Genomic DNA, 23934 nt, shown 5'->3' with positions numbered 1-23934 from the left:
TCACGGCCTGAAGCGCAGCGGTGAAGCTGGCGAGATCGGCGCCGGCAATCCGGGTGGCGGCTTGCGCATCTGCGAGGCCTGCTCATAGGCGTAGGCGAGCCGCAACAACTTGTGCTCGCTCCAGGCGCGGCCCGCGAAGCTGATGCCGAGCGGATAGTCTGGCGTCTCCTTGCCGTCGGCACCGGAGACGAAGCCGGCGGGCACCAGGACGCTCGGATAGCCAGCCTTTGCCGAGATCACGCAGCCGCTGCTGCCGGGGAACAGCACAGCGTCGAGCTTGTGCTGGTTCATATAGGCGTCCATGCCGCGCGTCCTGGCGGAGAGCAAATCCATCGCACGCGCCGATTTGTACTCGCGCTCGCTTAAATCGCCTTTGGTGAGGTCGGCAGCAAGAAACAGGTCCTGACCGAAGCGCATCGCCTTCTTCGGGTTAGCCGCGTTGAAGGCAATGATGTCGGCCATGGTCTTGATGTCGGTATTGCTCGCCCAATCCGTCAAATAGCGGTTGAGACCGTACTTCAGCTCGTAGACGAACACGATCGGCGCGCCCGTCGGATTGCCCCTGTTGCTGCTCAGCGGATTGCGATTGAGCACAGGCATGCCGGTGCCCGGCCCGCCGATCCAGCCTGATGTCGGCATGTTCGCGCGCACGATGACGGCACCGAGATCCTCCATTACCTTGATCGCCTCGGTCATCACCTTGACCCATCCGGGTTGCAGCTTGCCGTAATAGCGGTCGTTCAGCGGGTCGGCCGGGTCGCTCGGCACGCCGATGCGCGCGCCCTTCATCGCATCACGCGCGAGGCCGGCGGTGTAATCGGCTGGCCGTCGCTGCCGCGCCGTGGCGGGATCGCGCGGATCCTTGGCCGCGAGCACGTTCAGGAGCAGCGCCGAATCGCGCACGGTGCGCGTCATCGGTCCCGCGGTATCCTGGCTATGCGCGATCGGGATGATGCCGGCACGGCTGATCAGGCCGACGGTCGGCTTGACCGTAACCAGCCCGTTTTGGCTGGCGGGATACAGCAGCGAGCCCGATGTTTCGGTGCCGATCGAGGCCGCGCACAATCCTGCCGCCACGGCGACCGCCGACCCCGCGCTCGAGCCCCCGGGAGTCACGACCGGGACATCGTGATCAGCCATCAGCGCCGGCGCGTAAGGGTTCTTCACCTGGCCGCCGAGCGAGGAATAGCCCGAGGGCATCTCGAACGCGATGAAGTTGGCGAACTCGGTCAGGTTCGCCTTGCCGAGGATCACCGCGCCGGCCTTGCGCAGCAGCTTGATGACCGTGGCATCGCGCCTCGCACGCGCGCCCTCCAGCGCCAGCGAGCCCGCCGTCGTCGGCTGCCGGTCGGATGTCGCGATGTTGTCCTTCACCAGGATCGGGACGCCGGCGAGCGGCCGCTTCGCCGACGGCCTGATGCCGTCGAGCTTGCCTGCAATCGCGAGCGCCTCAGGATTGAGCGCACGGACGGAATTCAGCGCCGGCCCGCCGCGATCATAGGCCGCGATGCGCGCGAGATAGGTTTTTGTCAGCGCCGTCGCGGTGACGCGCCCGCCGGCCAGGGCCTCGATGATATCGCTCATCGGCGCGTCCTCGAGCCCCAGCTCGGGCGGCACCGCATTGCGGCGGATTGGCTGCTTCATGACGCGCCCTTGGGACCCTTCTATGCTACAAAACGTAGCATTTATCCCGATCGCGCGACAAGCCAAGCGACGATGGATCGCACGATCCATCCGGGCGACGAGAGGCTGCGGATTTTGGATGTGACCTTGATCGTCTCCACCAAATAGACCACCATCGCGTTTCACCGCTCACACAAGAAGGGGCGAGGAAACGCCGATATGGATGGAACTGCCGGAGTTGATCTCGTTGCCCGGGCGCGGGCCGTCGCGCCGCTGATTGCCGATGCGGCCAACGAGATCGAGCGCACGCGGCGGCTGACGCCTGGTGTCGTGGATGCGCTGATCGGGAACGGGCTTTACCGCGCGCTGCTGCCGCAAAGCCTCGGCGGATCGGAAGCGCCGCCCGAGATCTTCATGGAGATGCTGGAGGAGATCGCGAAGGCCGATGCGTCCACGGCCTGGTGCCTCGGCCAAAACAGCGTCTGTGCGATGATCGCGGCCGCGCTCGACCACGAAAGCGCGCACGAGATCTTCAACACCGCGCCGGGCATCCTGGCCTGGGGGGCGGTGGCGCATGAGGCGCGCGCGGTCGAGGGCGGCTACCGCGTCACGGGGCGGTGGGACTTTGCCTCGGGCTCGCCGCAGGCGAGCTGGCTCGGCGCGCATGTCCGCATCGTCAATGCCGACGGCACGCCTCGGAAAACTGCCGATGGGTCGCCGGAGCTGCGCACGCTGCTGTTTCCGCTGACGCGTGCCGTGATGCACGACGTCTGGCAGGCGATCGGCCTCGCCGGCACCGGCACCAATTCCTACGAGGTGAATGACCTCTTCATCCCCGACCGCTTCGCCGCGCTTCGCGATGTGCCGGAAGCCTTGCGCGAGCCGGGCCCGCTCTACCGGCTTCCGACCGGCTCGACCTACAGTCTCGGCTTTGCCGCGGTCTCGCTCGGCCTCGCGCGCGCGACGCTGGATGCGGCGATCGCGCTGGCGCGCGCCAAGCACCAGTCATTGGCGGCGAGCGCGATGCGCGACAACCAGGCGGTCCAGGGCCTGATCGGCCGCACCGAGGGCGACTTGCGCGCCGCGCGCGCCTATCTCTACGGGACGGCGCATGCGATGTGGCGCGACCTGTCGGCATCCGGCGTCTTCACCCCGGCGCATCGCAGCGCCGTCAGGCTCGCCGCGACCTGGACCATCCAGCAATCGGCCGACGTGGTCGACATTGCCTATCGCATGGCCGGCGCCACCGCGGTCTTCCGCAGCAATCCGTTCGAGCGACGGTTTCGTGACATGCACGCCATCACCCAGCAGATCCAGGCGCGGGACACGCATTTTGAAGATGTCGGTAAGATGATCCTCGCCGAAGGACGTTGATCGCGCGAACGGCGAAGCTGCGGCGCTTTGTCTCGTGTCACGATTCGGCAACCGGCCCTCTCGTGCGCTCATTGCGACGAGTCATGCAAAAGCATGCTAGCGCCTCCGTTGAAAGACGGAGGCACGACACCCTTGTTGTTAAGCAATTTCTGCGACCGTTCGGCAAAACCAACAATCAATGTCTTGGAATGCCGGGAATTCTCGATGCTGAAACTCAAGTCGATTGCGGCCCGCCTGATTCTCACCATCGCCCTGACCGTTGCGGTGGCCTGCGCCATCCTTTCCGGCTTCTCGATCACCCAGCAGCGGGCGCTGACGCGAATGGCGCTCGATCAGCAGCTCAAGCTGCAATATGAGAGCGTGATCGCAGCCATCGACTATGAGGGACGTTCCGCTCTCGCCGTCTCCGCCGTGATCGCGGCGCTGCCGCCGGTCGGCGACGCCATCGTCAAGGGCGACCGCGACGCGCTCGGCGGCCTGCTCGGTGACGCCAACAAGGCGCTGAAGGCCCAGGGCATTCCGCTGATCACCTTCCAGCTTCCGCCCGCGGTCTCGTTCTATCGCGTCCACTCCCCCAAGGCTTTCGGCGACGACGTCTCCGGGCGCCGCGCTACGGTGGTCGAGGCGCTCAAGACCGGCCGGCAGATCGTCGGCGTCGAGCCGGGCCGCGAGGCGCTCGGCATCTTCGGCATGACGCCGATCGTGCGCGACGGCAAGAACCTCGCCAATGTCGATATCGGCGCCGCCTTCGGCAAGGAATTCGTCGACCGCGCCAGGAAGCGTTTTGGCATCGACCTGGCGGTCTATTCCGTCGATGGCGCCTCGCTGAACAAGCTGTCGTCGACCTTCGGCGAGAACGCCGTCGCCAAGCCGGACGAGCTGAAGGCCGTGATTTCAGGCGCGCCGCTGCTGCGCGAGGCCGAGCTCGACGGCCACCCGGTCGAGGTCTATGTCGGGCCGATCAAGAACTATGCCGGGCAGCCGGTCGGCGTGCTCGAAATCATCAAGGACACGACCGAGTATGAGGCTGCCTTCGCGGCGTCCGAGCGCAATCTGATCCTCGGCACGATCGCGATTCTCGCCGTCGCCATCCTGCTGGCATTCCTGCTCGGGCGCGGCCTGTCGCGACCACTCACGGCGATCACGGGCGTGATGAACCGACTGTCGAGCGGCGACACCAGCGTCACCATTCCCGGCAGCGAGCGGCCGGACGAACTCGGCACCATGGCCAAGGCGGTCGAAATGTTCCGCCAGAGCATGCTCGAGGCTGGCTCGCTGCGCGAGGCGCAGGAGGCCGACAAGGCCAGGGCCGCGATCGAGAAACAGGCGCTGCAACGCCAGATGGCCGAGCGCTTCGAGGCCGACGTCAAGGGCGTGGTTGCCGCCGTCGCCAAGGCGACCGAAGGCATGCAGAATGTCGCCGGCGAGATCACCTCCAGCGTCAACGGCACCTCGCAGCGCGCCTCGGCCGCAGCGACGGCGTCGGAAGAAGCCTCGACCAGCGTCAACGCGGTCGCGGCTGCGACCGAGGAGCTTGCCTCCTCCGTCACCGAGATCGGCCGCCAGGTCACCCATTCCAGCCAGGTCGCGAGCGGCGCGGTGGTCAAGGCCACCGAGACGACGGAAATGGTCACGAGCCTTGCGGCCTCCGCCGAGCGCATCGGCGACGTGCTCCGCCTGATCAGCGAGATCGCGAGCCAGACCAATCTCCTGGCACTGAATGCCACCATCGAAGCGGCCCGCGCCGGCGAGGCCGGCCGCGGCTTTGCGGTGGTCGCCTCCGAAGTGAAGGAGCTGGCGAGCCAGACCGCCAAGGCGACCGACGAGATCGCAGCCCAAGTCAACGCGATCCAGGCCGCGACCGGCAACTGCGTCACCGCGATCTCCGATATCAGCGGCACCATCCGCGAGATCAGCGGCATCGCCACCACGATCGCCGCCGCGGTCGAGGAGCAGGGCTCGGCGACGCGGGAGATCGCCCGCAGCGTGCAGCAGGCCTCCACCGGCACGACGGAAGTCTCGGCCAACGTCGCCGGCGCAAGCCAGGCGGCCGATCAGTCGCGGGCGCTCGCCGGCGACGTGATGGTGGCCTCGGGCGAGCTCGGCCAGCATGCTTCGGCGCTGATGAAGAGCGTGGACACGTTCCTGGCGGGGCTGCGCGCGGCGTAGGCCGTCCGCGATCATGATCTGCTTGATTTAAATCAAACCCTCCCCAGCCGGGTTTCCTCCGAATAGACTGTCGATGGCCGCGCAGAAGCGCTGCCGCACAGCACGGAGATGATCATGAGGTCCTCGAGTTCTCTGCGTACTGCCGTTCTCGCTGCTGCCGCTGCTCTGCTCGTCACCGGGGCCCATGCGGGCCCGATGCCGACATCCGTGGCGGCGATGAAATCGATGGTCGATCCTGCCACCACAGACGTGCGCTGGGGCTATGGCTACCGCGGCGGCTATGGCTATCGCGGCGTCGGATGGGGCTATCGCGGCGGCTACGGCTATCGGGGTGGCCTCGCCTATCGCGGCTACGGCTATCGTGGCTACGGCTATCGTGGTAATGGGTACCGTCGCCTCGGCTATGGTGTCGCAGGTGCCGTCGTCGGGGCTGGAATCGCGAGCGCCTATTACGGCGGCTACCGTGGCTACTACGGCGGGACCTATGGCGGCGGCTATCCCGCCTACAGCTCCGAGCCGTATTACGGCTATGGCGGCGGATATGGTTATGGCTACGGTGGCGACTATTGCGCGCCCTCCGGCCCCTACTCCGGCTACTAGAAGCGAACCTCTCGAACGTCAGACCACCGGCGCAGCGACCCGGCTGCGCCGGAAAACAAGGCGCATTGCTGGCTCGCGATAGCTGCACTACGATGGCGAACACTAACTTCACACCAGCCATCCGGAAGTTAGATGTCGGAGCCCGCGGACGGTCAGGATCGTAACCTGTTCTGGCAACAGATGCTGTCCGGCCAGCACCCTGCGCTGCGCCGTGGCCGCAAGGTGATGCGCGCGTTGTCACCCACCGCCAGCGATCGCTGCCGGCTCTGCTGCGTGGGTTTCGACGGATTCACCGCGCCGGCGTTGCGCCTGGCCGGCTTCCGGCCCTGGCGGCGCAATCCGCACTTTTGCGAGCAATGCGAGGCGGTGCTGGCGAAAGAGCGCGGCGGCGCCGAGATCGACATCGCCATGCTCTATGCCGATGTGCGCGGATCGACCCAGCTTGCCGCGCGCCTCGGCCCGGCCGCCTTCGCCGCGCTGATGCAGCGCTTCTTCCGGATCGCAACTGGTGTGTTCACCAGGACGGATGCCGTCGTCGACAAGATGGTCGGCGATGAAGTGATCGGAATCTACCTCCCGGGCTTCTCCGGCAGCGACTATCGTCGGCACGCGATCAAGGCCGCCCTTGCGCTACTCCGCGCCACCGGACATAGCGATCCCGCGGGCCCATGGCTCTCCATCGGCATCGGCGTGCACGCGGGCCGGACCTTCGTCGGCTCCATCGGCGTCGAGGACGGCAATTATCAATTTGCCGCGCTTGGCGATCCCATGAACTTCTGCGCGCGGCTGGTCGCCACGGCCAAGGGCGGCGAAGCGGTCATCAGTGCCGCGGTCTGGGATGGTGCGCCGGCCAACATGTCCGCCGAGCGGCGCAACCTCACGCTCAAGGGCTATGACGATCCCATCGATGCTTATGTCACGACGGTGTCCGGTCAACCAGGACAGAATCTCAAGCGCTAGGCCACCAGCGCGGAGTCCTCGTCGTCCACGGCGTCGATGCCGCGCTGCGCCGCCAAGAGGCTGATGATCTCGGCATTCGGACGCGCCTTGCTGAACAGAAAGCCCTGACCTTCGTCGCAGCCTTCGGCGCGGAGGCAGCTCAGCTCCGCTTCGGTCTCGACACCCTCGGCGGTGATGATGACCCCCAGGCCTTTGCCGAGGCTGACGATGGAGCGGATGATCGCCTGCGCCTCGCGGTTGGCGGCGAGACCGCGCACGAAGGACTGGTCGATCTTGATCTTGTCGAACGGGAAGCTGCGCAAATAGCTGAGGCTGGAATAGCCGGTGCCGAAATCGTCCATCGAGATGCGTACGCCGAGCGCGCGCAGCGCATGCAGCGTCGCCAGCACCTGCGCGCTCTTCTCCAGCAGCAGCGTCTCGGTGATCTCGAGCTCGAGCCGGCGCGGCGGCAGGCCGGAATGCTTCAGCGCGTCGGTCACCATCGAGAGCAGATTGCCGCTGCGGAACTGCAGCGGCGACAGGTTGACGGCGACGCGGACGTCGTCCGGCCAGGTCGCGGCATCGAGGCAGGCGCGGCGCAGCATCAGGCCGCCGAGCGGATTGATCAGCCCCGTCTCTTCCGCGACCGGAATGAACTCGGCTGGCGAGACCATGCCGCGCTCGGCATGCGGCCAGCGCACCAGCGCCTCGAAGCCGGTGATGCGGCCGCTCTGGAGGTCGATCAGCGGCTGATAATAGGGGCGCAGCACGTCGTTCTGGATCGCGTCGCGCAGCTCGACCTCGATCTTGCGGCGGCTTTGCGCCTTGGCGTCCAACGCGGCCTCGAAGAAGGCGAAGCTGCCGCGCGCAACCAGCTTGGCGCGCGACAGCGCCATGCCGGCACTCTTGAGCAGCTTTTCGGACTCATCGCCGTCAGCAGGCGCCATCGCGATGCCGATGGAGGCGCCGATCACCACGGAATGGCCGTCGAGCAGATAGGGATCGGCGATGGCCTCGAGCAGGCGCTTGGCGAGGCCCACCGCATCCTCGGGCCGCGTCAACCCGTTCTGCACGATCGCGAACTCGTCGGAATTGAGCCGCGCCAGCGCATCTTCCTCGCGCAAGGTCGAGCGCAGCCGCTTGGCGACGCCGCGCAGCAGCTTGTCGCCGACCGCGTGCCCCAGCGTGTCGTTGACCGACTTGAAATTGTCGAGCCCGAGCATCAGCACCGCGACCTTCTCCGAGCTGCGGCGGGTATGCAGCAGCATCTCGTCGATGGTCTGGCGCAACAGATTGCGGTTCGGCAGGCCGGTCAGACCGTCATGCTGGGCCATGAAGGCGAGCCGCGCCTCGGCGCGCTTGCGCTCGGTGATGTCCATCAGCGCGAGCAGCACCGCGGGCCGGTCGGCATAGGTCAGTTCGCGGGAATAGATCGCAAGGTCGATCAGCGCGCCGTCGGCCTTGACGTGCTTCCAGGTGCGCGCGGCCTGCTCCTCGCTGGACCGATCGATGGTCCAGGGTGGCTCGCTGTCGAAGGCCTGAAGCGAGCGGATCTTCAGCTTCTCGAACTCAGCGCGGCTGTAGCCGTAATGGGCGATCGCGGCGTCGTTGACGCCGAGGATGCGCTCGTCGTCCAGCGCGCAGACGATCATCGGCACGGGATTGCCGTCGAACAGCAGACGGAACGAGGCTTCGCGCTGCTTCAGTTCGGTGATGTCGACGCGCAGGCCCACGACGCCGCCGTCATCGGTGCGGCGCTCCTCGATCAGGATGACGCGGCCATCGGACAGTGTCTGCTCGTGGCGCTTGCCGGGCTCGTAGAGCTTCTTCAGCCGCGCGGCGATCCATTCGTCCTCGTGACCGGCCGCTTCCGGATAGTCGCCGCGGGCCACGCCGACGCGCAGCGTGTCTTCCAGCCGCGCGCCTTCCCTGAACAGATCGGCGGTCTTGCTGTAGATCTCGGCGTATTGCTTGTTCCAGAGAACGTAGCGGCCTTCGGGATCGAGGATGACGATGCCTTGCGGCAAGAGATCGACGGCCTGACGCAGCCGCTCATGCGACCTGCGGGCTTCCGCGATGGCGGCTTCAGCTTCCGCGCGGCTTTGCACGAGCTGATCGCGTTCGGCGGGTGGATGCGGCGCGCGCGCAAAGCGCGGCTTGCGCTGACGTCGCCCCGCGATCACGCCCTGCTTTCGCTTTTTTGTTTTTTTGGACCCCAAACTCAACTTCACACGTCCTAGCCGCGCCCAGCGGCCGCAAGTCTTGCTCCAAGTGTCTGAAAGAAAAGTAATCTTGGCCGGCGGCGGCACGTGCGGCGCGGCCGAGCGCCGGACCGTTTTGCCTGTTTGCGAGGCGCGGGAAGCGTCGTCAGACGCGTCGAACCTGCTTCCGGGTTGCGATCGGCGAGAGAGGAGACGCAAAAACGCGCAGTCTCCATGAATCAATTCCGGAACAGACGCCGCTTGCATGCAGGACGCAAGCGCATCTCGCTCCGCGCACGAATTTTGGTCAATGCAGGATAGCGTTATCGCGCCGTTAAAGAACGGCCCGGCATGCGACTTTGGGATGATCCGGCTGGAAAATTAAATGTCGTGTTGGACGCCTCGCCGCGTGCGGCATTGGCTCCGCGATGAGATATAAGAGTGTCAGCATGAGTCCCTGCCGCATTGCCCCTCTCCTGCTTGTGATGACATTCCTGGCCGCCAACGGCGCGCTGGCCCAGGACAAGGGCAGCGTGGACCCGAAGCCGCTGCCGCCGCTGGCCAATCCTGATGATCCCAAGATCGGTGCCAAGGAGCTGTTCGCGCGAAAACTGCTGCCCTCGACCGGGCCGGCGCATGTCATCGGCTCCTATGTGAAGGGCTGCATCGGCGGCGCCCAGCAGATGCCGCTCAACGGCGATACCTGGCAGGTGATGCGGCTGTCGCGCAACCGCAATTGGGGCCATCCCGACATGATCGCGCTGATCAAGCGCCTTTCTGCCAAGGCTCACAAGGATGCGGGTTGGCCGGGCATTCTGGTCGGCGACATCGGCCAGCCGCGCGGTGGACCGGCCTTATCAGGCCATGCCAGCCATCAGATCGGGCTCGACGCCGACATCTGGTTGACGCCGATGCCGGACCACCGGCTCTCGCGCGAGGAGCGCGAGGAGATGTCCGCGGTGATGATGGTGCGCGAGGATCGCCTCGACATCGATCCGAAAGTGTTCACCCCTGGCCACGTGCTGGTGCTGCGCGATGCGGCGCGGGAGCCGGCGGTGCAGCGCATCTTCGTCAATCCCGCGATCAAGAAGGCGCTGTGCCGCGAGGCCAAGGGCGATCGCTCCTGGCTGTCGAAGATCCGGCCGTGGTGGGGCCACGACTATCACTTCCACATTCGCATGCGCTGCCCGGCGGGCGCCAGCGACTGCAAGGGCCAGCCGTCGCAATCCGAGGACGAGGGCTGCAAGCCCTCGGACTTCGCTTTTTGGTTCAGCGAAGGCGTGCTGCATCCCAAGCCGCCGCCGGAGCCGCCGAAGCCGAAGCCGCCGATGACGCTGGCGCAGATGCCGGCGGCCTGCAAAGCCGTGCTGCACGCAGCCGATGCGAAGCCGTAGGGCGTGTGGTAGGCCGGGCTGGCGCCTTACCCACCGCTGTCGTCCCGCGGCGCGAAGCGAGCCCGGGATGACGAACTCGTTGGTTGGTCGATTCCTCCCAAATGCGCTAACATCCGCCCTGCCGGCGCGGCCGTAAGCCCGCGGCATTTTCGGGATGCGCATCCCGCCCTCTGACAAAACCTGACTGCAAGCCGCGCGCCCGGCGTGCCAATGATGAGATTTGACATGCGCGTCCTCACCCTGCTTGCCGTGCTCTCGATCAGCGCGACCTCCGCTCTTGCCGCGGAGGAGCCCAGCGGCTGCGACAAGTTCAAATGGCCGATCGAGCGCGACCGCGTCGCGCTGACCGCGCCCGACCGTGCCAGGCTCGCCTCGGGAGCCGAGCAGGCCGCCATCCCGTCCTCGGCCATCACGCTGGGGCTGGTCAGGCCGCAGGAGGCAAGATTGCCCTCGCCGCCCGAGCGCGCGCCGAAGGACGGCACCTTTGCCGGCTTCACCAGCATCAAGGCGGCGAAGGCCGGGCTCTACACCATCAGCCTGTCCTCGGGCGCCTGGGTCGACCTGGTCCAGGACGGGCATTTCCTCAAACCCGTGGCCTTCAGCGGCGCGACCGATTGCGACGGCATCCGCAAGACCATGAAATACGAGCTGTCGGACAAGCCGTTCGTGCTCCAGATCAGCGGCGCCAAGGACAATTCGCTGTCGATTTCGATCCTGCCGGCCCAATAAGCGGGTCTGGCTTTGACCTGCGGCGCCGGCCTGCTATCCTCGCGCCTGCGATCTCCCTGCCGGCCGTAAGCCGTCGCGGGGGCCCGTGGAACAGCGCTTCCGCCCGTCGCGATCCAACCACCCAACGCCAGAACTGCGCGTGCTTTTGCGCGCGCGGGCTCGCACGGAGCGCCACTCATGTATCGTATCGCCGGACTTTTCACTGCCTTGCTCATGCTCGCGAGCCTCTCGCCTGCCAGCGCCGAGGACAAGACCATCACGGTGTTCGCCGCCGCCTCGATGAAGAACGCGCTCGATGAGGTCGATGCCGCCTACACCGCCAAGACCGGAATCAAGTTCAGCGTCAGCTATGCCGCAAGCTCCGTGCTGGCAAAGCAGATCGAGCAGGGTGCGCCGGCCGACGTGTTCGTCTCCGCCGACACCGACTGGATGGACTATGCTTCCAGCAAGAAGACCATCAACGAAGCTTCCAGAGTCAACCTGCTCGGCAACAGCATCGTGCTGATCGCGCCGAAGGATTCAGAGATCAACAACGTCACCATCGCGCAAGGCTTCGACCTCGCAAAACTCGCCGGCGACGGCAGGATCGCGACCGGCGACGTCAAGTCGGTGCCGGTGGGCAAATATGCCAAGGCGGCGCTGGAGAAGTTGGGGGCCTGGCAGGCCGCCGAGCCGAAATTCGCCATGGCCGAGAGCGTGCGCGCCGCGCTGACGCTGGTGGCGCGCGGCGAGGCCAATCTCGGCATCGTCTATTCCACCGACGCCAAGGTCGAGCCCGGCGTGAAGATCGTCGGCACCTTCCCGGCGGATTCGCATCCGGCCATCATCTATCCGGTGGCGGCGACCACGACGGCGAAGGGCGAGACCAACGACTATCTCGCCTTCCTGCGTACGTCGGCGGCCAAGACCATTCTGGAAAAGTACGGTTTCAAATTCCTGATCAGCCCGACGACCTGATTCTTACGACTTGATGCTCGACATCTCTCCCGCTGAATGGACGGCGATCCTGCTTTCGCTCAGGGTCGCCATCATCGCGACGCTGGTGGCAACGCCGTTCGGCATTGCGCTGGCGTGGCTGCTTGCCCGCAGGGATTTCTGGGGCAAGTCGGTGCTCGATGCGATCGTGCATCTGCCGCTGGTACTGCCGCCTGTCGTCACCGGCTACCTGCTGCTGCTCACGTTCGGCCGCCGCGGCCTCGTCGGCGGCTTCCTCGCCGATCATCTCGGCATCGTCTTCGCCTTCCGCTGGACTGGCGCGGCACTCGCCTGTGGCGTGATGTCGTTTCCGCTGCTGGTGCGGCCGATGCGGCTGTCGATCGAGGCGATCGACCACAAGCTCGAGCAGGCTGCCGAGACGCTTGGCGCCGCGCCTTTCAAGGTGTTCTTCACGGTGACGCTGCCGCTGGCGCTGCCCGGCGTGCTCGCCGGCATGGTGCTCGGCTTTGCCAAGGCGATCGGCGAGTTCGGCGCCACCATCACCTTCGTCTCCAACATTCCCGGCGAGACCCAGACGATCTCGTCCGCGATCTATTCGCTGATCCAGACGCCCGATGGCGACGCGGCGGCAGGCCGGCTCGTCATCGTCTCGATCGTGCTCGCGCTCGGCGCGCTGATCGGCGCCGAATGGTTTGCCCGCCGCGCCACCGCGCGCCTGCACGGGAATTGACCATGCTGCGCGTCGACGTCGAAAAGCAGCTTGGCGAGTTTTCGCTGCACGCGACCTTCACCAGCGAAGGCCGCGTCACCGGCCTGTTCGGCGCGTCCGGTGCCGGCAAGAGCTCGCTGATCAACATGATCGCCGGGCTGTTGCGGCCCGACCGCGGCACCATCGTCATCGACGGCGATGTTGTCGATGACATCGCGGCCGGCATTCATGTGCCGACATGGCGCCGCCGCATCGGCTACGTCTTTCAGGACGCGCGGCTGTTTCCGCATCTCGACGTCGCGCAGAATCTCGATTACGGAAGGCGGATGAACCGCCTCGCGCCCGATGCCGCCCAGCGCGCGCGCGTCGTCGAACTGCTCGACATCGGCGCACTGCTCGATCGCCGTCCGGGGAAGCTGTCGGGCGGCGAGCGCCAGCGCGTCGCGCTCGGCCGCGCGTTGTTGTCGAAGCCGCGTCTGCTGCTGCTCGACGAGCCGCTCGGCGCGCTCGACGAGGCCCGCAAGCTCGAGATCCTGCCCTATCTGGTGCGGCTGCGGGACGAGGCCAATGTGCCCATGGTCTATGTCAGCCACGACGCCGCCGAACTGCGCCAGCTCGCGACGCAGATCGTGATGCTGAGGCAGGGCCGCGTGACGTCGTTCGGCGGGGTCAAGGTGCTGACCTAGTAGCCCGCCTCAACACCGCCGTCATGCCCCGCGAAGGCGGGGCATCCAGTACGCCGCGGCCTCTCAGTTGAATCACAACCGTCTCTGGAATACTGGATTGCCCGCTTTCGCGGGCAATGACAGGGAGGAGACTACCAGCCGCGATCGACGTTGCGGACGTCTCCCGTTCGCGCATCGACGTCGACTTCCATCCAGCGACCGCTGCCGTCGCGGCCCTCGATCTGCCATTCGTCGCCGGCAAACTCGGTTTGCGAAATGGTCATGACGCCGATGTCGGCGGCGACGTCGAGCGCGGCCTGCATCGAGAGCTGATCGCCGCTGTCATAGGCCAGCGCCGGCGCCGCGGAGCCGAGGCCGATCGCGACGATGGCGGGCAGGATGAGTTTACGCATGGGTTGCTCCTGTCAGATGCGTTGACCGTTACGCGGCTAGAACGGACGACGCCACGAGACGTTCCGGAACCAGGAGTCACGAAGCCGCGCAAATCATCGGCGGTTGCGGCGATTTGGTGGCGGGATCCTTGTCATTCCGGGGCGTGACAAAGTCACGAGCCCGGAATCCATCGCGCTACTAGTTCGGCGGAGAAATGGATTCCGGGTTCGCGCTGCGCGCCCAGGAATGACGGAGAGAGACTAAACCCCCGCCACCGACGTCCATATCTCCGCGAGCTTGTTCCTCAGTGCCTGCGAGCGCGTCAGCGGCGCCGGCGTTTCGTCGTCTTCCGGCAGGCGGAGGCCGACGACGTTGACGCGGCCGCCGGAGATGCTGCGTGCGACCAGCACGATCTCGTCGAGCGGCAGCTCGGCACCTTCCTTCGGCGCGCGGTCGAGATGGACGTCGAAATAATCGGCGAGCGTGAGCTTGCCTTCGTCCTCGCTGACCTTGACGCCGTAGATCCCGGCGAGCTCGGCGAGCGTGTGCTCGCCCGACACCATGAAGTCGCCGAGCAGATGCGGATCGGGCGCCGTGCTCGGCTGCATGTCGACGAAGAAGCGGTCGAGCGCCTCGGCTTTCTCCGGCGGCGCCAGCAGGTAGATGTAGTCGCCGGGCGCGACCGGCTCGGCTTCCACCGGCGTCAGGATGTTCTCGTTGCGGATCACCAGCGTCGGCTTCGACCAGGACGGGATCAGGCCACGGCGGAAATACAGGCTCTTCGGCCGCACCGGATAGCCGACCAGCTGCTGCTCGAGCTGGCCGGGCAGATCCAGCTCGATGCGGCGGGGTCCACGCTCGGCGCGGGGCAGCGCCACATGCAGCTTGCGCGCGGCCGGCGCCAGCGTCCAGCCCTGCAGCAGCAGCGAGATGATGACGACGACGAAGGCGACGTCGAAATAGAGATAGGCCTTGGACAGGCCGACCAGCATCGGGATCGAGGCCAGGAAGATCGCGACCGCGCCGCGCAGGCCCGTCCAGGCGATGAAGATCTTTTCGCGCCAGTTGAAGCGGAAGGGCGCCAGGCACACGAACACCGCGATCGGCCGCGCCACCAGCATCAGCACGAAGGCGACGCCGATCGCAGGCCACACGCTGGAGCCGAGGCGGCTCGGCGACACCAACAGGCCCAGCAGCACGAACATCACGATCTGCGCCAGCCAGGTCGCGGCATCCAGGAACGCCACCACCGAATTATGCGCGCGCGTCGGGCGGTTGCCGATGATGATGCCGGCGAGATAGACCGCCAGGAATCCCGAGGCGTGCATGATCTGCGAGCCGCCGAAGATCACCAGCGCAGCCGTGGTCACGAACGGGGCGTGCAGGCCCTGCGGCAGCGCGACCTTGTTGAGCCCGATGACGACGAGGCGGCCACCGATGACGCCGACGACGGCGCCGAGCAACGCCTCCTGGACAAACTCCATCACCACATGGCCTGGCGTGCTCGAGCCCAGCGAGATGTATTCGACCAGCATCAAGGTGAGGAAGATCGCGAAGGGATCGTTGGTGCCGGATTCCGCTTCCAGCGTCGCGCCGACGCGCGGGCGCAGGCGCAGGCCCTGGGTGTGCACCAAGAGGAACACCGCGGCCGCGTCGGTCGAGGCCACCACCGCGCCGACCAGCAGCGACTCGGTCCAGTTGAGGTCGAGCGCGTATTTCGCGAACGGCGCCGTGATCAGCGCGGTCAGGAGCACGCCGACGGTGGCGAGCACCACGGAGGGTGCGAGCACCGTGCGGATGCTGGCAAAGCGCGTCTTCAACCCGCCGTCGAACAGGATCAGCGCCAGCGCCACCGACCCGACCAGATAGGTGGTGCCGACATCGTTGAACTGGAGCTGGCCGGGGCCCGCATCGCCCGCCAGCATGCCGATCGCGAGGAAGACCAGCAGCAGCGGCGCACCGAAGCGCAGCGCGAGCAGACTCGACAGGATGCCGGCCATGACGAGGACGGCGCCGAGCAGAATGGCGATGCTGAACGAGTCGAGGGAAGCCATCCACCTTCCGGGTACAAATCGCTGGAATTGCATCCTTATCGTCGCCACACTTCGGCGCCAACCCATTTTCTCCCACTCGCGGCAATCTGCCCGTATTTTGCGGCCTTAACGCGCTTCATTTCACGGTGTATCGATGGCCCGGCTGCAGCCTTTATGGGATTCTGCGGCGCCTTCGAATCAAACCCGCCCGACCGCTTCCCCGAGACCGTCAGATGGACATGGACCTCAAAGACCTCATGGAGTTCGTGCAGACGACTGCGCGCAGCGTCGGAGCGGAGATCTCCTCGCCCTGGTTCTACCTGCAATTCGGGCTGATCCTGGCGGCGGCCGGGATCGCCTATGCGGCGGACGCCGGCGTTCACAACCGCGTCGACATGAACTCGGTGGCGAATCGCTGGCCGCTGCCGCTCCGGCACTTCGCCCGCGTGATGGTCGCGAGCGCCTCGACGGCGGTCTTCACGCTGCTGGTGATCATCTCGCGCGTGGTGATGTATCACGCGACCTGGCCGAGCCGCAGCTATCTGCTGATGGTCGCCGCCAAGCTCGGGCTCGCCTGGCTCGCGATCCGGCTCCTGACCTCGGTGCTGCGCAACGCCTTCTTCGTCAGGCTGGTGTCGGTCGCGGCCTGGTTCGTCGCCGCGCTGTCCATCCTCGGCCAGCTCGACAGCACGGTGGACCTGCTCGATTCCTACGCCATCGTGCTCGGCGGTCTCAGGCTGACGCCGCTGCTGCTGCTCAAGGCCGGCGCGCTGCTGATCCTCGCGCTCTGGCTCACCAACATCGCCAGCAATTTCGCCGAGAGCAAGATCAACTCGACGACCGATCTGACGCCGTCGGTCCAGGTGCTGCTGATCAAGATCATCCGCATCGGGCTGCTTGCGGTCGCGATCGTGATCGCGCTCGGCACGGTCGGCATCGACCTCTCGGCGCTTGCGGTGTTCTCCGGCGCGGTCGGCGTTGGTATCGGTATCGGCCTGCAGAAGATCGTCGCCAACTTCATCTCCGGCATCATCCTGCTCGCCGACAAATCGGTGAAGCCGGGCGACCTCGTCACCATCGGCGACAATACCGGCCGCATCAGCGCGATGAAGACGCGCTATATTTCGGTGGCCGCCGGCGACGGCCGCGAATTCCTGGTGCCGAACGAGGATCTGGTGACGCAGAAGGTCGTCAACTGGACCTATACCGACAAGAACACGCTGGTGAAGATCACCTTCGGCACCAATTACGACGCCGACCCCAAGCTGGTCTGCAAGCTCGCGATCGAGACCGCCTCCGCCCATCCTCGCGCGCAAAAGGGCAAGCCGCCGAACTGCCTGCTGACCGAGTTCGCCGAGGCCGGCATGAAGTTCTCGCTGACGCTCTGGCTTGCGGACCCCGACGGCATGGACGCCGTCAAGAGCGACGTGATGCTGGCGCTGTGGGACGCCTTCAAGCGCGAGGGCATCCGGGTTCCCTACCCCGTCCGCGAAATCCGCGTCCGCGGCGGGGCGCTGCCGGTCGAAACCACCGTAGAAGTCCCGAATTGAGCCGCTTTCGGGCGCATGGCGGCTAGGCACAACTTGCATGAAAGCCCGCAATCATTAAATTAGGGCCTCAAATCAAGCCCTTCCGCCGTATTCCAGAAGATAGCGCCCGCATGAGCTACGTCGAAGCCACCGATACCTCCCTGCGCAAGACCGGACAGATCAAGCTGCATGGTCCGGCCGCCTTTGCCGGCATGCGCAAGGCGGGTGCTCTGGTGGCGAAGTGCCTCGACGAGCTCACCGACATCGTCGGCCCGGGCGTGCCGACCGATCGCATCGACGAGTTCGTCCGCGAGTTCGCCTTCAGCCACGGCGCCTATCCGGCGACGCTGATGTATCGCGGCTATCGCTATTCGACCTGCACCTCGCTCAACCACGTGGTCTGCCACGGCATGCCCGGCGACCGGCCGCTGAAGGAGGGCGACATCGTCAACATCGACGTCACCTTCATCGTCGACGGCTGGTACGGCGATTCCAGCCGGATGTATGCGGTCGGCCCGATCGCGCGCAAGGCCGAGCGGCTGATCGAGGTAACCTATGAAGCGATGATGCGCGGCATCGCCGCGGTGAAGCCCGGCGCCACCACCGGCGACATCGGCCACGCCATCCAGAGTTTCGTCGAGCCGCAGGGCATGAGCGTGGTGCGCGATTTCTGCGGCCATGGCCTGGGACGCATGTTCCACGACGAGCCGAACATCATCCATATCGGCCGGCCCGGCGAGGGCGTGCAGCTCAAGCCCGGCATGTTCTTCACCATCGAGCCGATGATCAATCTCGGCAAGCCGCATGTGAAGATCCTGTCCGACGGCTGGACCGCGGTGACCCGCGACCGCTCGCTGTCGGCGCAGTTCGAGCACTCGGTCGGCGTCACCGCGTCAGGCGTCGAGATCTTCACGCTGTCGGAGCGGCACGGCGAGAAGCAGATCGGCTGAGCTGCGTCCACCCGACTCATCAGTCCAGCGTGAACAATTCGGCGCCTTCGATCGCGTAGTGCGCGAACAGAAAATCCCTGATGTTGACGATGCTGCCATTGTCCCAGTCGAGCAGGACGAAGTAGCGCGGCGGGCCTGACGGATCCTGCGGATCGAACATGATGATCGCGGGGCGCCGGTCGACGAAGCCCGGGACGCAATGCCAGGGGCTGGTCTCGGCATAGCGCCCGAAATACTCGCTGACATCGCGGCGGCCGGCCCGGCGCGTCCGGTTGACCATCTCCAGCCGCACGTCGTCGGCCAGCATGTCGCGCAGCGACTCGAAATCGCGGGCGTTGAAGCGCTCGACATAGTGCATCAGGCGGGCGCGTTCGGCGGTCTCGAGTTCGGGAGGCCTGACGTCGTCGGGCTCCGCCGCGAGCTCGCGCAGGCGGACGCGGCCGCGTTGCAGCGCGCCCTTGGTCGCCGGCACGCTGCCGCACATGATGCTGCAGACCTCGTCGACGGAATAGCCGAGCACGTCGCGCAGGATCACCGCGCTGCGCTGCGCCACCGGCAGGCGCATGAAGGTGCCGAGGCTCGCGGTGACGCTCTCGCGTTCGGTCACGGGGCTGGTCAAAGCGGGGATCATGTCCAGATCTTCATCGGCGTGAGCAGCGTTGTAGCGGGCGCGCCGGCGCAGGAAATCCAGCGTCGCGTTGTGGGCGATGCGGAACAGCCAGCCTTCCGGATTGTCCAGCGGCCCGGTTCGCGGTGCGGCCTCGAAAGCCTTGAGCAGCGCGTCCTGAAGCACGTCCTCGCCGTCGATGACGGAGCCCGTCATGCGCGCACAGTAACGATGCAGCTGCGGCCGCATCTCCACCGCGAGGCGTTCGAGAGCCTGAAGGGCGGTCTGTCTGACCGCCCCCGCGCCATTGCTCGTCACATCGTCTGCCAAACCGAGCCTCCCGTCACAAACAAGCGAAATACGTCAAACAGAGGCGAGGCGCCACACGCCAGAAGTCAGGCATGGTTGACCTCGACGACCTCGCACAGGATCGTCTCGGCCTTGGCGATCGCAGCGAGGCGCTGGATGTAAGGCATGAATTTCGGATCTTTGCGGAAATTCTCGATGTCGCCAGCGCTTTTCCATTGCGAGTAGTTGATGGCCCGGCCGCCCTCCTTGCCGGCGTGGACGCTGGACGAGATGAAGCCGGGCTGCTTGCTGAAGAAGTTCTCGGTGCCCTCTTTCAGGAGCTGGACCAGTTTCTGCTGCTTATCAGGCTCGACCGTGAAGACGTTGACGAGGGTGGTGATGTCGCTGCCGGTGCGGATGGTGGCTTCCATGTTCGAGCTCCTGGTCTGGCTGTGGGACGGGACGATCCGGGCGGCGAGCAAGGCACCGGCACCAAGGCTGGTGGCAACGATGGCTCGTCGCGATGGCGTGGGTTTGATCTCTGGCATCGAGGTTTTCCTTCGAAGACTGTGCTGGACGCGAGGCGGGTGTCACAAGGCTGAGACGAACGGGGCCGTGAAAAGGAAACGGTCGGTCGGCAATTTTTTTCGCTCAGCTGCTCCGCCCATAGACCGCGTCACGAATTTCAATCGGAAAGGCACCGAAGCCGCCCTCGAGGCCGGTATTGGTGAAGGCGACGACGGTCAGCCGCTCGACGGGATCGACGAAAAAGCTCTGGCCGTAGGCGCAATTGAAGGTCCAGGTTCCCGCCCCCTGTGGCGATTTCGCCAGCGCGCTGTCCTTCAGGACAAAGGCGCCGTAGCCAAAACCCCAGGCGGGAAGTCCCGACGGCGTCAGATCGCCGATCTGGCTGGTCGTCATCCGCTGCACCGTCGACGCTTTCAGGACCGCCGCGCCGCCGAGGCGGATCGCCTCGGCAAGGCGGGCGTAATCGCCGGCCGTGCTGACGAGGCCGGCGCCGCCGGACGGAAAGGCCTGACGATCGAGCGCGCGCGACGGCGACGCATGAATGATCCCGGGGCCCCGGAACGGCACAAGCTGCGGGTCCGCCATCCGCGCCGGCTCCGGCTTGCCGTCGACATAGGGCACCGCGAGCCGCGCGCCGTCCTCGACGAAGAAGGTCGTATCGCGCATCGCAAGCGGCGTCGTGACGAAACGGCGAACAGCGTCAGGCAAGGGCTCGCCGGCCGCCTTGGCGATGACGGCGCCGAGCACGTCGGTTGCGAGCGAATAGCCCCATCGCGTGCCCGGCTGGTAGAGCAGCGGCGCGGCGGCGATACGGCGGATCTCCTCGTCGAGCGTGATGTCCGACCGGTCGAGGCCGTCGGAGATTCCCGCACGCTGATAGGGACTGTCGGGCGGCTGGAGAAATCCGTAGGAAAGCCCTGATGTATGAGTGAGCAGATGATGGATGGTGATTTCGGGGATTTTTCCATCCGCGGTCTGCGGCCGGAAATCCGGCAGCCATTTGGTGACGGGGTCCTGCGGATCCAGCCCGCCGCGCTCGACCAGAGCCATCGCGGCGACCGAGACGATCGGCTTCGACAGCGAGGCAAGGCGGAACATGGCGTCCTCGCGCATCGGCGAGGCGGCCTCACGATCCGCAAAACCAGCGGCACGGCGATAGACGATGTCGCCATCCTGCATCACCAACACGACGCTGCCGACGATGCGCCGCGCGGCGATGGCGCGATCGATCACCCGATCGAGACGGGCTCTGCGTTCATCGGCTTCTGATTTCGCAGGCCGGCTCAAGGCCGGCGCGGCCACGGCAAGGGTCGCAACGGCACTCCGCGCAAGAACTGTGCGGCGTGAAAGACTTCGAAACGGCCACATCGGTAGTCTCCATCAAGAGCTCGGCCTGCTCGCCGGGATGGCGGGTCAGGCGAGCCCACAGCCATCAAGACGAACGGGACTGGTCGCTGGAAACGGCGAAGGCGGAATTTTTTGCGGAGCGCGTGCTGGGATTGACATCAAGCCACCGAAACCGCCGCAATTGACGGTTGCAAAAGCGATCATCCGCGGCAATGCTGGCGGGCAATGCCCGCCAAGACCGACACCGACAAGAGCAAGCCGGAGGACACGCCGCACTATCTCGGCCATCGTGAGCGGCTGCGCGAGCGCTTTTACAGCGTGGGCGCGGATGCGCTCAGCGACTATGAACTGTTGGAGATGGCGCTGTTTCCGGCGCTGCCGCGGCGCGACACCAAGCCGCTGGCGAAGACCTTGATCAAAACGTTCGGCTCGTTCGCCGAGGTCGTGCATGCCCCGATGGCGCGGCTGCGCGAGGTCGACGGCGTCGGCGAAGCGGCGATCAACCAGCTCAAGCTGATCGCGGCAGCGGCGCACCGGGTCGCCAAGGGCGAGGTCAACAGCCGCAACGCGCTGTCATCCTGGAACGAGGTGATCGCCTATTGCCGCACCAGCATGGCCTTCGCCGACAAGGAGCAGTTTCGCCTGCTCTTCCTCGACAAGCGCAACCAGCTCATCGCCGACGAGGTCCAGCAGACCGGCACCGTCGACCACACCCCTGTTTATCCGCGCGAGGTGATCAAGCGCGCGCTGGAGCTGTCGGCGACCGCGCTGATCCTGGTGCACAACCATCCCTCGGGCGATCCCTCGCCCTCGCAGGCCGACATCCAGATGACCAAGGCGATCATCGAAATCGCCAAGCCACTGGGGATTTCGGTGCACGACCACATCATCGTCGGCAAGAACGGGCATGCGAGCCTGAAGGGGATGCGGTTGATTTGAGTCGCGGTGCGGGACCGCGACGGTCTCACTATCCGCCGGGCTCACCGTCCACCGAAACGTCGCGGCCTTCGCGATCCTTGCCGCGCAGATCGAGCCTGTCGAACGTCAAGCTCCATTTCTGTAGTTCGTCCATTCCGACCGCGTGAAATTATAGGTCTTTCCGGATGTTGCCGACGCTCGATCTCGCCGGAGCCGCTGCGCCAGATGATGCCTGAAGCGCCGGCGGGACGTAGCTGATCTTGCGCGCCGGCCGGTGGCCGAGCCTTCGCGCTACAGACGCGTCAACGTGCAATTCAGCATCCATTGCACGCCGAAGCGATCGGTGAGCTTGCCGTAATAGTCGCCCCAGGGCTGGATACCGAGCGGCGTGGTGACCGTGCCGCCGTCGGCGAGACGTGTGAACAAGTCGGTGGTTGCCTTCTGGTCATCCATGACGAGGAGATGGGCGGAGCCGCGCATGGGTTCGGCGTCGTCGTTGTCCGAGGCATAGAAGCAGACGCCCGGGCCTTCGAACTTGGCGTGCATGATCTTGCCGCGCATCGCCGGATTCCGAAGCGGCATGCCGGACTCGCCGTGGCGCATGATCTCGGTGACGCTGCCGAGACCGCAGGCCGCGTAGAAGGCAAGCGCCGGTTCGCACTGGGTCGTGAAGAACAGATAGTTCGACAGGCGCATATCTCGCACTCCTCGCTTGGATTGATCGGTCTCTGAGCAGGCCTGGAGAGCGGTCCCGCGGCAGGCGGCGCGATCTTAAGATCACGATCGTTATATAACGATCGTGATCTCACCGCAAGGAAACGACCAAAGCCGCATAAGGCGACGGAAGAACCGCATCCGCCGGGAGCGGATTTTCGTCAGCATGGTCTATGCGATGGACAGGCTGTGGGGCATCGGCGGTAACGCCTGCACCAATGCCGAGCTCGGCGACGCCGTCAGCCGCGCCAGCGCGGCCTGGAGACAACGATCAGACAAGGCAGCACCGGCGCGTGCGAGACGACGCCGGCGCTCGTTCGGTTCAGTAGCAGTAACGCGGATCGACCGGAACGTAACGGCCGTCCCGGCGCTGCATGTAGCAGCCGCGCTGATAGGCATAATAGCCGGAGCGGCGGCGCTCGCCTTCGGCGGCGATGGCAGCTCCCGTGCCGGCGCCGACGACGGCACCGATGGCTGCGCCGCGGCCGCCGCCAAGCGCGCCGCCCACAATCGCTCCGCCCACGCCGCCGAGGATGGCGCCGCCGACGGCGTCCTGCGCCACCGCGTCATGCAGCGGGACGACAAAAGCAACTGAGAAGCACGCTGCAATTCCAAGGCGTCGAAGCATCCCGAATCCTCCATCTGATGCGGCCAGTCATAACGGCTGGGACCATCGCGGGCCAGACTAATTGTTTGAAGCCAGGCGCGCCCTGCCCCTTGCGCCAAAGCGTCCGCCTGCCGCGACGCCCATCGTCGAAGATCGGGTTACCATTGCTCCGGCTCAGATCGAGGATTCCTTGTCCAGGGTGAAGGAGAGCACGATCGCGTCCGGCGTCTGCTTGAATTCCCTGGTCACCGCCGCGCGCACCAGGCCCGCGAGGTCACCCAGCGGTTTCGCCGCATACGGTTTCGGAAACAGGACGGTCACCGAGGTGAGGCGGCCATTGTGCCAGTTGAAGCCGACCTGCGGCTTGACGCCGGTCGACTGCTCGAGATCGCCTTCGACCGCCGCGGCTTGGCGCATGCCGTCCTTCACGACGGCCACGACATCGCAGGCGGACAACGCAAGCGCGAGAACGACAATGACTGCGGCTCTGAACATCGAAGCATCCCGGCGAAGCTTTACTCTCCGCATGGTTGCATAAACGGAATCGCTCAACAAGCCGGCCATCCGACAGGATGACGCGCCGCGACGTCAGCAAGCGCGTCGGTCCGATGTCGCGTCCTTTGACCGCAATCTTTCGCGCCGCACCTGTAAGCCATTTCACACGCACTCCGGCGACGGAAT

Annotated in this window: 22 protein-coding genes; 12 read left to right on the top strand and 10 right to left on the bottom strand. The window is 65.8% G+C overall.

The window, feature by feature from the left end; all coding sequences use genetic code 11:
- Positions 1-1644: an amidase family protein gene (locus XH91_RS04490; protein ID WP_128949464.1), complete on the bottom strand. Its 1644-nt coding sequence runs from the start codon at positions 1642-1644 to the stop codon at positions 1-3.
- A 198-nt stretch (positions 1645-1842) separates the two neighbouring features.
- On the opposite strand from XH91_RS04490, the gene XH91_RS04485 reads away from it, so the two are divergent.
- The 4 genes from XH91_RS04485 to XH91_RS04470 all read left to right on the top strand — a co-directional run bounded on the left by XH91_RS04485 (position 1843) and on the right by XH91_RS04470 (position 6726).
- Complete coding sequence (locus XH91_RS04485; RefSeq protein WP_128949463.1) at positions 1843-2997, top strand: acyl-CoA dehydrogenase family protein; 1155 nt, start codon at positions 1843-1845, stop codon at positions 2995-2997.
- Positions 2998-3201: 204 nt separating this feature from the next.
- Positions 3202-5166 carry a methyl-accepting chemotaxis protein gene (locus XH91_RS04480; protein WP_128949462.1) on the top strand — a complete coding sequence of 655 codons (1965 nt, stop codon included), beginning with the start codon at positions 3202-3204 and terminating at the stop codon, positions 5164-5166.
- Positions 5167-5280: 114 nt separating this feature from the next.
- Positions 5281-5766: a hypothetical protein gene (locus XH91_RS04475; RefSeq protein ID WP_128949461.1), complete on the top strand. Its 486-nt coding sequence runs from the start codon at positions 5281-5283 to the stop codon at positions 5764-5766.
- A 132-nt stretch (positions 5767-5898) separates the two neighbouring features.
- Entirely contained in the window at positions 5899-6726 is an 828-nt protein-coding gene (locus XH91_RS04470) for an adenylate/guanylate cyclase domain-containing protein (protein ID WP_128949460.1), read from the top strand.
- Here XH91_RS04470 and XH91_RS04465 read toward each other — a convergent pair.
- The gene (locus tag XH91_RS04465; protein ID WP_128949459.1) at positions 6723-8888 is read right to left on the bottom strand and encodes a putative bifunctional diguanylate cyclase/phosphodiesterase; all 2166 of its coding nucleotides are present in this window, start codon (positions 8886-8888) and stop codon (positions 6723-6725) included. The two genes, XH91_RS04470 and XH91_RS04465, sit on opposite strands and share 4 nt — an antisense overlap.
- A 467-nt stretch (positions 8889-9355) precedes the next feature.
- Here XH91_RS04465 and mepA point away from each other — a divergent pair, with 467 nt between their 5' ends.
- The 5 genes from mepA to modC all read left to right on the top strand — a co-directional run bounded on the left by mepA (position 9356) and on the right by modC (position 13360).
- Complete coding sequence (gene mepA, locus XH91_RS04460; RefSeq protein WP_128949458.1) at positions 9356-10300, top strand: penicillin-insensitive murein endopeptidase; 945 nt, start codon at positions 9356-9358, stop codon at positions 10298-10300.
- A gap of 225 nt (positions 10301-10525) precedes the next feature.
- Positions 10526-11029 carry a hypothetical protein gene (locus XH91_RS04455; RefSeq protein WP_164934112.1) on the top strand — a complete coding sequence of 168 codons (504 nt, stop codon included), beginning with the start codon at positions 10526-10528 and terminating at the stop codon, positions 11027-11029.
- A gap of 177 nt (positions 11030-11206) precedes the next feature.
- Complete coding sequence (gene modA, locus XH91_RS04450; protein WP_128949457.1) at positions 11207-11986, top strand: molybdate ABC transporter substrate-binding protein; 780 nt, start codon at positions 11207-11209, stop codon at positions 11984-11986.
- Between the two features lie 13 nt (positions 11987-11999).
- Entirely contained in the window at positions 12000-12695 is a 696-nt protein-coding gene (gene modB / locus XH91_RS04445) for a molybdate ABC transporter permease subunit (protein WP_128949456.1), read from the top strand.
- A gap of 2 nt (positions 12696-12697) precedes the next feature.
- The gene (modC, locus tag XH91_RS04440; RefSeq protein WP_128949455.1) at positions 12698-13360 is read left to right on the top strand and encodes a molybdenum ABC transporter ATP-binding protein; all 663 of its coding nucleotides are present in this window, start codon (positions 12698-12700) and stop codon (positions 13358-13360) included.
- A gap of 131 nt (positions 13361-13491) precedes the next feature.
- Here modC and XH91_RS04430 read toward each other — a convergent pair whose 3' ends face one another.
- Positions 13492-13752 (bottom strand): PepSY domain-containing protein, encoded by a 261-nt coding sequence (locus tag XH91_RS04430; protein ID WP_128949454.1) that lies wholly within the window; start codon positions 13750-13752, stop codon positions 13492-13494.
- Between the two features lie 240 nt (positions 13753-13992).
- On the bottom strand, positions 13993-15786 hold the full coding sequence (locus XH91_RS04425) for a potassium/proton antiporter (protein WP_128949453.1): 1794 nt from the start codon (positions 15784-15786) through the stop codon (positions 13993-13995).
- Between the two features lie 212 nt (positions 15787-15998).
- Here XH91_RS04425 and XH91_RS04420 point away from each other — a divergent pair, with 212 nt between their 5' ends.
- Entirely contained in the window at positions 15999-17315 is a 1317-nt protein-coding gene (locus tag XH91_RS04420) for a mechanosensitive ion channel family protein (RefSeq protein WP_128949452.1), read from the top strand.
- Positions 17316-17425: 110 nt separating this feature from the next.
- A complete protein-coding gene (map, locus tag XH91_RS04415; protein WP_128949451.1) occupies positions 17426-18244 on the top strand; it encodes a type I methionyl aminopeptidase in 819 nt (272 codons plus the stop codon).
- Positions 18245-18263: 19 nt separating this feature from the next.
- Here map and XH91_RS04410 read toward each other — a convergent pair whose 3' ends face one another.
- The 3 genes from XH91_RS04410 to XH91_RS04400 all read right to left on the bottom strand — a co-directional run bounded on the left by XH91_RS04410 (position 18264) and on the right by XH91_RS04400 (position 20900).
- Complete coding sequence (locus XH91_RS04410; protein WP_283813043.1) at positions 18264-19181, bottom strand: sigma-70 family RNA polymerase sigma factor; 918 nt, start codon at positions 19179-19181, stop codon at positions 18264-18266.
- 65 nt (positions 19182-19246) lie between these two features.
- Positions 19247-19687 carry an antibiotic biosynthesis monooxygenase family protein gene (locus XH91_RS04405; RefSeq protein ID WP_128949450.1) on the bottom strand — a complete coding sequence of 147 codons (441 nt, stop codon included), beginning with the start codon at positions 19685-19687 and terminating at the stop codon, positions 19247-19249.
- Positions 19688-19790: 103 nt separating this feature from the next.
- Complete coding sequence (locus tag XH91_RS04400) at positions 19791-20900, bottom strand: serine hydrolase domain-containing protein (RefSeq protein WP_245477275.1); 1110 nt, start codon at positions 20898-20900, stop codon at positions 19791-19793.
- Positions 20901-21239: 339 nt separating this feature from the next.
- Here XH91_RS04400 and radC point away from each other — a divergent pair, with 339 nt between their 5' ends.
- Positions 21240-21953, top strand: a complete 714-nt coding sequence (radC, locus tag XH91_RS04395; RefSeq protein ID WP_128949448.1) for a RadC family protein — start codon at positions 21240-21242, stop codon at positions 21951-21953.
- A 270-nt stretch (positions 21954-22223) separates the two neighbouring features.
- On the opposite strand, the gene XH91_RS04390 is transcribed toward radC, so the two are convergent.
- From XH91_RS04390 to XH91_RS04380, 3 genes are all read right to left on the bottom strand, one after another.
- Positions 22224-22628 (bottom strand): VOC family protein, encoded by a 405-nt coding sequence (locus XH91_RS04390; protein WP_128949447.1) that lies wholly within the window; start codon positions 22626-22628, stop codon positions 22224-22226.
- Positions 22629-22968: 340 nt separating this feature from the next.
- The gene (locus XH91_RS04385) at positions 22969-23274 is read right to left on the bottom strand and encodes a YMGG-like glycine zipper-containing protein (RefSeq protein WP_128949446.1); all 306 of its coding nucleotides are present in this window, start codon (positions 23272-23274) and stop codon (positions 22969-22971) included.
- 153 nt (positions 23275-23427) lie between these two features.
- The gene (locus XH91_RS04380) at positions 23428-23748 is read right to left on the bottom strand and encodes a hypothetical protein (RefSeq protein ID WP_128949445.1); all 321 of its coding nucleotides are present in this window, start codon (positions 23746-23748) and stop codon (positions 23428-23430) included.
- Positions 23749-23934: the final 186 nt, after the last annotated feature.

It is taken from the genome of Bradyrhizobium guangzhouense, from assembly GCF_004114955.1.
In the GTDB taxonomy this organism is placed as follows: Bacteria; Pseudomonadota; Alphaproteobacteria; order Rhizobiales; family Xanthobacteraceae; genus Bradyrhizobium; species Bradyrhizobium guangzhouense.
The sequence above is the reverse complement of the archived record's forward strand: the minus strand, read 5'-3'. Positions and strand labels throughout refer to the sequence as shown.